The 7,749-nt window shown below is 57.1% G+C and carries 8 protein-coding genes; 6 read left to right on the forward strand and 2 right to left on the reverse strand.

The window, feature by feature from the left end; all coding sequences use genetic code 11:
- Positions 1–17: 17 nt before the first annotated feature.
- The 6 genes from murC (at position 18) to Q0239_RS14895 (ending at position 6,790) form a co-directional block, all read left to right on the forward strand.
- Positions 18–1,421 carry a Mur ligase family protein gene (gene murC, locus Q0239_RS14870; RefSeq protein WP_298604257.1) on the forward strand — a complete coding sequence of 468 codons (1,404 nt, stop codon included), beginning with the start codon at positions 18–20 and terminating at the stop codon, positions 1,419–1,421.
- A 36-nt stretch (positions 1,422–1,457) separates the two neighbouring features.
- Positions 1,458–3,206 carry a bifunctional metallophosphatase/5'-nucleotidase gene (locus tag Q0239_RS14875; protein WP_298604259.1) on the forward strand — a complete coding sequence of 583 codons (1,749 nt, stop codon included), beginning with the start codon at positions 1,458–1,460 and terminating at the stop codon, positions 3,204–3,206.
- A gap of 139 nt (positions 3,207–3,345) precedes the next feature.
- Positions 3,346–3,780 (forward strand): 30S ribosomal protein S6, encoded by a 435-nt coding sequence (gene rpsF, locus Q0239_RS14880; RefSeq protein ID WP_298604261.1) that lies wholly within the window; start codon positions 3,346–3,348, stop codon positions 3,778–3,780.
- Between the two features lie 3 nt (positions 3,781–3,783).
- Complete coding sequence (gene rpsR / locus Q0239_RS14885; RefSeq protein ID WP_298604263.1) at positions 3,784–4,008, forward strand: 30S ribosomal protein S18; 225 nt, start codon at positions 3,784–3,786, stop codon at positions 4,006–4,008.
- Positions 4,009–4,020: 12 nt separating this feature from the next.
- On the forward strand, positions 4,021–4,692 hold the full coding sequence (gene rplI / locus Q0239_RS14890; protein ID WP_298604264.1) for a 50S ribosomal protein L9: 672 nt from the start codon (positions 4,021–4,023) through the stop codon (positions 4,690–4,692).
- A 355-nt stretch (positions 4,693–5,047) separates the two neighbouring features.
- Positions 5,048–6,790, forward strand: coding sequence for a S9 family peptidase (locus tag Q0239_RS14895; protein WP_298604266.1), 1,743 nt, complete (start codon positions 5,048–5,050; stop codon positions 6,788–6,790).
- 60 nt (positions 6,791–6,850) lie between these two features.
- On the opposite strand, the gene Q0239_RS14900 is transcribed toward Q0239_RS14895, so the two are convergent.
- Positions 6,851–7,282: a TrkA family potassium uptake protein gene (locus Q0239_RS14900; RefSeq protein WP_298604269.1), complete on the reverse strand. Its 432-nt coding sequence runs from the start codon at positions 7,280–7,282 to the stop codon at positions 6,851–6,853.
- Positions 7,275–7,749 (reverse strand): potassium transporter TrkG (locus Q0239_RS14905; protein WP_298604271.1); only part of this gene is annotated, 475 nt, incomplete at its 5' end. The genes Q0239_RS14905 and Q0239_RS14900, both read right to left, overlap by 8 nt.

Here is a 7,749-nt window from a genome sequence, read left to right on the forward strand (position 1 = left end):
CGCAATAGCGGAGCGCGATGGACAAAAACAAATCCTATTTCTTTTGCGGCATTGGTGGTTCGGGCATGCTGCCGCTGGCCAATATCGTCCGCGATGGCGGAGCTACCGTTGCAGGCTCTGACCGCGCGCTTGACCAAGGGCGATTGGCGCCGAAATTCGAGTGGCTGAAAAGCCTGGGCATCGATATTTTCCCGCAAGACGGATCCGGCCTGACCAATGGCAACCAGATTCTTATCGCCTCCGCCGCGGTTGAAGACAGCGTGCCCGATGTCGCCAAAGCGAAAGAGCTGGGCTGCGAACGCATGACACGCGCCGAACTGCTGGCTGAACTCTTCAACGCTGCGCCTCGATCGGTCGCGGTTGGCGGCACCAGTGGGAAGTCGACGGTAACTGGCATGATCGGCTGGATATTGACCGATGCAGGGCTCGACCCGACCATCATGAATGGCGGGGGGATGAAGAATTTCGTCTCTGAAGGCACGCCTTTCGCCAGTGCCCGTGTGGGCCATGGCGGAGTTTTCGTGTCCGAGGTCGACGAAAGCGACGGTTCGATTGCATTGTTCCGCCCGGAAGTCGCTGTGCTCAACAATATCAGTCTCGACCACAAGTCTCTCGATGAATTGCGACAGTTGTTCGGTAATTTCGCGCGAAACGCAAAGCGCGCCATCTGGAACGCTGACGATATTGAAACGGTGGCATTGCTGGCTCCGATGGGCCTGAAAGACGCAATCAGCTTTGGCTTTACCGACCGGGCAGATGTGCGTGCCGTCGATGTCATCGAAATGCCTCTGGGCAGCCGTTTTACATTGAAAGCCAATGGCCAGAGTTGGCCCGTGACATTGCAAGTTCCAGGACGCCACAATATCGCCAATGCCCTAGCCGCTATCGCAGCCGCGCTCGCGCTTGATGTGCCGGTGGCGCAGGCGGTCCATGGCGTCGAGCGTTTCGCAGGCCTCGCGCGCCGCTTTGACATTGTCGGAATTGCAGGCGGCATCACCGTCATCGACGATTTCGGACATAATCCGGACAAGACAGCGGCGACGCTCGCGACGCTGAAGGCCTTTCCGGGGCGCATCATCGCATTTTTCCAGCCGCACGGCTATGGCCCGATCCGCGTTATGGGTAGTGAATTGGCCAGAGTTTTTGCGACACATCTCAATCGCGACGACTATCTGATTCTGTGCGATCCGGTCTATTTCGGCGGCACAGTCGACAAATCGCTGGGCAGCCAGTCGATCACCGATGCGGTGGTCGCAGCGGGCAAGCAGGCCGAATATATCCCGAGCCGCGAGGATTGCGGCAATCGCATAGTCGAACTGGCTCAACCGGGCGACCGCATCGTTATCATGGGCGCCCGCGACGATACGCTGAGTGGCTTTGCGGCCGATCTGCTCGCGCGCCTTGTGAAAGCCAGTGTTTGACTTGAACCCGTCATGGCAGTTTGCCATGGGTCGACGATGAAGAAACTGCTCCTTGCTTTCACCGTCCTCACTTTGCCCGGTTGCGCCAGCACGCGTATGGCGAACGAAGCGGTCGCGCCGATCGACATTCGCATCATTGGCATTAACGACTTCCATGGCCATCTCGATCCGCCGCGCGCCGTCACCGAGACATTGAACGCTGCAGGCGAAAAGATACGCATCCCATCGGGCGGCGTCGCTTATCTGGCATCGGCCATCGACTCGCTGAAGGCGGATGCGCCGAACAATGTCGTGGTTGCTGCAGGCGATTTGATCGGTGCCTCGCCACTCTCTTCGTCGCTGTTCCTTGACGAACCATCGATCATCGCAATGGGCATGGTGGGGCTGGAGTTTAACGCCGTTGGCAATCATGAATTCGACCGCGGCACTGAAGAACTGCTGCGTATGCAGAGCGGGGGCTGCGAAAAGTTCACGCAATCCGAGCCGTGCCGCATCGACAAACCCTTTCCCGGAGCGAAATTCCGGATGCTGGCAGCGAACACGAAGAAGGCCGATGGCAGCACCCTGTTCCCGCCTTTTGCGCTCAAGAATTTCGGCAAGGGCAAGACGCAGGTTACTGTGGGTTTCATCGGCATGACGCTGGAAGGCACCGCCAATCTGGTTTCCGCCGGCCGTATCAAAGGCATCAGCTTTGCCGATGAGGCAGACACCGCCAATGCCCTGATCCCGAAACTGAAGGCGGCGGGTGCGGATGTAATTGTTGTACTGGTGCATGAAGGCGCAAACAACAGCGGCGATATCAACAATCCCCGATGCGATGGTGTATCGGGCACGCTGTTTCCTATTCTCGACCGGCTGGACCCGGCCGTCGATCTGGTTGTGTCCGGCCATACGCATCAGAGCTACGTCTGCGAATATGCCAATATAAACCCGACCCGCCCGTTCTTGCTCACCAGCGCGGGTTTGCGCGGGCAGGTCGTGACCGGCATTGATCTGAAGGTCGACGCGCGAAACGGCAAAGTCCTCTCCAAAACCGCGCGCAATATAGTGGTGCAGAGCGAAGCTTTTTCCAATGCGCGCGGCGAAGTCCCGATTGTTGAAGGCTTCCCTGTCTTTGCGCCGCGAGCTGATCTGGCAGCGCTGGCCAGCCGGTATCGGGAGGCCGCGAAGACAGAGGCCAATCGCGTGGTTGGAACGCTGGCGGGCGCTGCGACGCGTGATCGCGGTAATACAGGCGAAAGCATTTTGGGCAATTTGATTGCCGACGCCCAACTCGCGGCAACTGCGGATGCCGAAAATGGCGGCGCGCAGATTGCCTTTATGAACCCGGACGGAATTCGTGCGGATATCTTCCCCGGCACCGATAGCAAGGTGACTTTCGGTTCGGTTTTCGCGGCGCAACCCTTCGGCAACACGCTGATCACCAAGACGCTGACCGGAAAGCAGATTATCGGAATATTGGAGCAACAGCTGAACAATCCGGATTGGTATCGCATCCTGTCTCCATCGAGCGGCTTCCGCTTCGGCTTTGATCTGTCGCGCCCCATCGGCCAACGCATAGTCTTTGCGACGCTAAACGGCACACCGCTTGGCGAGAACCAGACATATCGTGTTGCCGTCAGTGATTTCCTCTCCAATGGCGGCGACGGCTTTTCGCTATTCAAGGAAGGCGCCAATCCGGCCGTCGGCCCGACCGATCTGGAAGCTTTCATCGCGTTCCTGTCGCGCGGTGGGGTTACGGCGCTGCCAACGCTCGACCGGATCGAGAACAAAACCCCGCAATAATCCGCCAAACCCCTTGCATTTCCGTGCCATCCGGCGTAGTGGCGCGCCTTCGCTCGGGATTGCCCGGCCGAAATGAAGAAAGCCGGAGGGGCGTTCGCATGGGGCGACGTCAGCGATCGGTAAGAGAAGGAAGACGCCCATGCCGTTGTACGAGCATGTTTTTTTGGCGCGTCAGGACCTGTCACAGGCACAGGTAGATGCGCTGGCTGAAAATGCCACCAAGATCGTCGAAGAGAATCAGGGCAAAGTCGTAAAGACCGAAACCTGGGGCCTTCGCAGCCTTGCCTACAAAATCCAGAAGAACCGCAAGGCGCATTTCGTGATGCTCGACCTTGACGCTTCGGGCGATGCCATCGCCGAACTGGAACGCCAGACCCGCATGAACGAAGATGTGATCCGTTACATGACCGTCCGCGTGGACGAGCATGAAAAAGGCCCGTCGGTGATGATGCGCAAGCAGGAACGCAGCGACCGTGGTGAACGCAGTGGCTTTGGCGACCGTCCTGACCGTGGCCCCCGCCCCGACCGTGGTGATCGCGAAGCCCGCGCTCCCCGTGCTCAAGAGGAGATCTAATCCATGGCACGTCCGTTTTTCCGTCGCCGCAAGTCCTGCCCCTTTTCGGGCAAGGATGCTCCGCGCATCGACTATAAAGATACCCGTCTGCTTCAGGGCTATGTCTCTGAACGTGGCAAGATCGTCCCCTCGCGCATCACCGCCGTTTCGGCAAAGAAGCAGCGCGAACTCAGCCAAGCCATCAAGCGTGCGCGCCACCTCGGCCTCATGCCCTATGTCGTGAAGTAAGGAGAAGACCCCATGGAAATCATCCTGCTTGAACGCGTTGAAAAGCTGGGCCACATCGGCGACGTCGTCACCGTGAAGGACGGGTACGCCCGCAACTTCCTGCTTCCCAACAAGAAGGCGCTTCGTGCCAACGAAGCCAACCGCAAGGTTTTTGAAGCTAACCGCGCCAAGATCGAGGCAGACAATGCCAACCGTCGCGGCGATGCCGAAAAGCACGCGTCGAATGTCGAAGGCAAGCAGATCGTTCTGATCCGCGCTGCTTCGAACACCGGCCAGCTGTACGGTTCGGTTTCGGTGAAGGACATTGTCGACGGCCTGAACGCGCAAGACGCCAAGGTTTCGAAGGCGATGATCGTTCTCGAACGCCCGATCAAGACCCTCGGCGTGTTCGACGTCAAAGTCGTTCTGCACCCCGAAGTTTCGGTGACCGTCACCGTCAACGTCGCACGTTCGGACGATGAAGCCGAACTGCAGAAGGACGGCGTCAACGTCATCGACCAGATGTTCGAAGACGAACAAGCTGAACTCGCAGCCCAGGCCATCGAAATGGCCGAAGCCCGCGAAGCTGCCGCTGACGAAGCCGATGCTGCCGAAGCAGCCCGCATCGAAAAGCTGAAAGAAGAACAGGCTGCCGCCAAGGCCGCCGAAGGTCTTTCGGCCGAAGCAGGCGAAGACGAAGCCTGATAGCTTCTTTCGCCGCAACCAACAAAGAGCCGCCCCGCCACGCGCCGGGCGGCTTTTTTGTTGCGTCCTTTACTAGTAAGCGCCATTGGCTTACTTAATTCATAAAGGTGTTGCACTGAAGTAGGTATTTATTATGCGCGGTTCGGCGGTTTTCTCCACACTATTGACAGTATTCTTGGCTTCGACCGCTCCTGTAGTTCCAGGATTTGCGTCAGCCCCACCCCCTTCGATTGACGACTATGGCAAACTCCCCGCGTTTGAGGAAGCTGCGATCTCCCCATCTGGTCATCGTGTTGCTATGATAGCAACTCTTCGAGCCGAACGGACACTTCTGGTTTTCGAGGATAGTAAGCCGTTGAGTTCCTTTAAGCTAGGTGATGTAAAAGTCCGCGACATCGAATGGGCATCTGACGAATTCCTCTTGATTGACTACTCACAAACCGAAAAACTTTACGGATTTACAGCTGATAAAGCAGAATTCTATCGAACAATTGTAATGTCGATGGCTGGCGGGCAGCCGTCTATTGTTTTCGCGAACGACAAAGCCATCACAAATGCCACATTTGGCTGGCACGGCATCCGAAACATCGGCGGGCGGGCTTACGGTTTTTTCGGTGGTGTCCCGATGGTAAAGCACGGAACTGGAACAAATATCGGGAAATATGTTTATGAAGGCGGTCCACCGGCCCTATACCGAGTTGACCTATCTGACATGAAAACAAAACAGATCGCTGGCCGCGCCAATGAAGGCGAGTGGCGGACATGGAAAATTGATGCTGCCGGCCAAGTCGCTGCAACAATAACGCGACGCGACGGCAGCGGCGAATGGCGAATATTGAACGCAGACGACAAGGAAATTGCATCGGGGTCCAATCCGTTTGGGGGAGTTGGACTACTAGCCTTCAGCAATAACGGCTCTAACATCATTTACTATGACGAAGAACCCGATACGGGAATAATTCGCTACTTCGAAGCTCCGTTATCTGGCGGCAAAGCCACCGAATTGTTTGTAGATGTCAAAATAGATCGTTTCTTCATCGATCCACGAACAGGCGTCTTGTTAGGTTATTTGGAATCAGGCGCGCAGCCGAAACCTCGCTTCTTTGACCCTGCTCTCGAAAAGAAAATCGGTAAAATCGCTCGTGCATTTCCAAAACTAAATCGCTCAATTGTCGACTGGAGCTCGGGATTTGGCAAGATCGTATTAAATACCAACGGAAATGGCGATTCAGGTACCTGGTGGACCGTTGATCTGGAGAAATTGGCGGCTAGCCCGCTGGGTTACGAGCGGCCAACAATCGAGCCTGCAGAAGTCGGTCAAATCAGCACGGTTAGCTACATCGCAGCCGACGGATTGGAAATGGATGGAATACTCACGCTTCCCCCCGGAAGAGAGCCCAAGAACCTGCCTGTGATCATGCTTCCGCATGGCGGGCCTACCTCGCACGATAGCGAAAGCTTTGACTGGTGGGCTCAGGCTTTTGCTGCGCGTGGATATGCTGTCTTCCAGCCAAATTTCCGAGGTTCGACGAACCGTGACGCGACGTTCATGAAGGCCGGGCATGGCGAATGGGGGAGAAAAATGCAGACCGACATATCAGACGGATTGATGCACCTCGCCTCACAAGGCATCGTCGATGCCAAACGAGCCTGCATTGTAGGTGCAAGCTATGGCGGCTACGCTGCACTTGCTGGTGTAACGATACAACAGGGACTTTACCGCTGTGCAGTTTCGGTAGCGGGCGTGTCGGATCTTGCAATGATGGTTAGTACCGATATCTATGAAAGCGGTAACGACGCAACGTTGAAGCGCAATTTGAAGGCCGAAATCGGGTCGGGACGGGAACTTAAGGACGTCTCACCTCGTCGGTTTGCCACACAAGCGGATGCTCCGATTCTGTTGTTGCACGGCAAGGACGATGTAGTTGTGCCATTCCGCCAGAGTTTAGTAATGGCTGATGCTTTGAAAGATGCTGGCAGACCATATGAGTTAGTTACGTTAGCTGGAGAGGATCATTGGTTATCCCGAGGCGATACACGATTAAAAATGCTTCAATCCACGATCAGTTTCGTTGAGAAACACAATCCAGCTAACTAACAGCGTTTCTAGCCAATCAGCATAGTACGAAATTAGAACCTAGCAGACGTTCCCTCCACCTCAAGCCCCGCAAAGCTGCTCCGCCAGTGCGTGGCCCATATCGGCCTCGGGGAACACCACCTTCGATACGCCCAGCCGCGTCAGGATCAGGCCGTGTTGGCGGGTGGAGGCTTTGGCCCAGATATCCTTGACGCCCAGTTCCTGCAGCGCGAGGACGGAGAGCACGCTGCCTTCCAGGCTCGCGCCGATAGCGACCACGGCATAGTCAACCTCGTTCACGCCCAGCGCGCGCAGCGCCTCTGCCTCGGTCGAATCCGCCTGCACCACATGCGGCAGGTCGTCGGCGAGTTTCTGGACGATATCGGCATTGCCATCGATGCCGATCACTTCATGCCCCAGCGCGACGAGGCGCAGGGCAACCGCTTCGCCAAAGCGGCCGAGGCCGATGACCGCGACGCTTTTCTTCTCCGCGTTTTTCGCTTTCCTAGCCAATGAGAACCTCCTCTTTGGGGTAATGGTAAAATACGGGTTTGCCGCGCGAGGCAAGCGCCGCGAACAAGGTAATCGGGCCGACACGCCCGACGAACATCAGGAAGATGAGCAAATATTTGCCTGCATCGGTGAACTGCGCGGTGACGCCGGTGGAAAGGCCGACGGTGGCAAAGGCAGAAACCGCCTCAAACATCGCATCGCGTGGGGCGATCTGCGGCGAGAGCGCGACGAGCAGATAGCCGAGCCCCAGCACAAGCACCGTGGCGAGCGCGACCACCGAAATGGCGCGGCGCTGATTATGCTCGCTTATCCGACGGCCGAATGCCTCGACATCGGGCTTGCCGCGGATTTCGGACCAGATGATCAGCAGGATGACGACCACCGTCGCCACCTTCACGCCGCCCGCCGTCCCCGCGCTGCCCCCGCCGATAAACATCAGGATCGAGGTGAGCATCAGCGACTGGTCG

It is taken from the genome of uncultured Sphingorhabdus sp., assembly GCF_937872355.1.
Taxonomy (GTDB): Bacteria; Pseudomonadota; Alphaproteobacteria; order Sphingomonadales; family Sphingomonadaceae; genus Sphingorhabdus_B.

Coding starts and splice junctions, on each gene's coding strand:
- rpsR (WP_298604263.1), top strand. CDS start 3,784: ATGGCACGTCCGTTTTTCCGTCGCCGCAAGTCCTGCCCCTTTTCGGGC.
- Q0239_RS14875 (WP_298604259.1), top strand. CDS start 1,458: ATGAAGAAACTGCTCCTTGCTTTCACCGTCCTCACTTTGCCCGGTTGC.
- murC (WP_298604257.1), top strand. CDS start 18: ATGGACAAAAACAAATCCTATTTCTTTTGCGGCATTGGTGGTTCGGGC.
- rpsF (WP_298604261.1), top strand. CDS start 3,346: ATGCCGTTGTACGAGCATGTTTTTTTGGCGCGTCAGGACCTGTCACAG.
- rplI (WP_298604264.1), top strand. CDS start 4,021: ATGGAAATCATCCTGCTTGAACGCGTTGAAAAGCTGGGCCACATCGGC.